At 43.2% G+C, this 1709-nt stretch carries 1 protein-coding gene; it reads right to left on the bottom strand.

All coding sequences use genetic code 11. The features are described 5' to 3' along the window. On the bottom strand, positions 1–1709 hold a 1709-nt coding region (locus EDM53_RS06050), incomplete at both ends, for a hypothetical protein (protein ID WP_165379522.1).

The raw sequence follows: 1709 nt of genomic DNA, 5'->3' as shown, positions 1-1709 counted from the left end.
TCTCTCCGATTAATTCCACATGTCCTTGATGATGCTGGACCCTGTCCGTCCAACTCCTAGTCTTATCGACACGCATTGCTTCATCCATATCCTGCTTCCCACACCTCTTTGACTCATCAACCATCCGTTCTATTAGAGCTTGTTTAGAGATGTTAAGCGCACCGATAGTATATACTAAGTTAATTGTGGAGCCTGTAATATCTGATGTGTCTTGTAATGTACTCCTTTCGTAGTGCTTTAGATGAAAAGAATCGTCAAGCTCAGAATGGTCATTTGGAGGAGTGGAGGAGCTTGTGGGTCCTTTCGATTTATCCCAAAAATCAGTGGTTCCTTCAAATTCATCCCAAAAATTACCAGCACTGCTAATCTTGCCCTCTACAAATGGTTTGCTTTCTGTCCCATCCATTGTTGGAACGATGGAAGAGCTTGTGGCTCCTGCAAATTGATCCCAAAAATCAGTATTGCTCATCTCGTGCCCTACAACCGGCGTGGTTGTCCCATCTATTGTTGTGGGTACTGTAAGTCCCTCTAACCATGCATTAGTCTCTATGGTAGCCTGTGATTCTCGGATCCTCTTGCTAAGCTCTGTAATCTTCTGTTGACTTTCCTTTATCTTTGTCTCACACCATTTCTCATCTTTGTGACTAAGTTTCTCCTGACATAGCTTCCCAACAAGAGCTGTATTTAATCTCAACTGCTCTTCTACACCCTGAAACAGTTGATCTACTTGTTGTTTATGTGTTATAGCTTGTTGCATTCCGCTACTATCTGCAATTTGTTCGAGAGCCTGTGTCATCTGACACTGTGTCTGCCACATCTTCAATACCCCATGACACTCGCTTAACACTTTCTCCATAATCGTTCTTTTCTCATTGTCCATATGTACTACTGCTAGCTCCTTTTTTACATTTTCTACTTGATCAATTAATTTTTTAGTAGTCTTCTGCGATTCCTCCCAGTCTTTTTTTGTTCTTTCAGCATCAGGTGCTTTCAATATCTTGAGATTACCCTCCAAAACTTCTAAGCTTGCTGCTATTATGCCCTCCTCTGTGGATATCTGCTTCTTCTTTGGTCGCCGCCTATGCTTCCTCTTACTTTTACTGTCCCCATCATTTGCTAGGCTTAAGAGCACCGCAGCATCCATTGTCCTTTGTGGTCCTGGCTCTATCAGATTCAATCTAGCTTTCTCAATAATCTCAGCACTTTGCGCCCCATCCAACGCGCTACCCATTTCAAAAAGCTTCAGAAGCGTGTGCGTAGTGTATAAGGCTGAATCACTCTTATCAGTTTGTAGCTTCTGTGCAAGATCTACAAACTGCGGACCTCCTCCTATCCCTTCCTTAATGCCCTCAATCAACTTCCACGCACCCTCAGTGTTCTCACATATTTCCCCACTCGGATCATTGTATATAATTCGTGTTACACCATCCTCCCCTTTCCTAACAATTATACCAACGTAATTATTGTCCCCCAAATATACCGGTATAAGTAACGTGTGCTTATCTGTTCCGAGCCCTCCCAAAGCTACTCTTATCTCATCTCCTGGTATACCTTCCACGCTCTGACTAAAAGCAGACAGGTCTTGCATGACCACTTGACCTCCTTCCCCTATTCCATTCTCCAACAACTTCACAATGTTCTCTGTTGTATATAGACTACTTGCTCGGCTCGGCACCAGTCTATCATGGTCTTGACTACCTTCTACACTG

The organism is Rickettsiales endosymbiont of Peranema trichophorum, from assembly GCF_004210275.1.
Classification (GTDB): Bacteria; Pseudomonadota; Alphaproteobacteria; order Rickettsiales; family Midichloriaceae; genus RICK02.
This window is presented reverse-complemented; position numbering and strand designations above follow the sequence as displayed.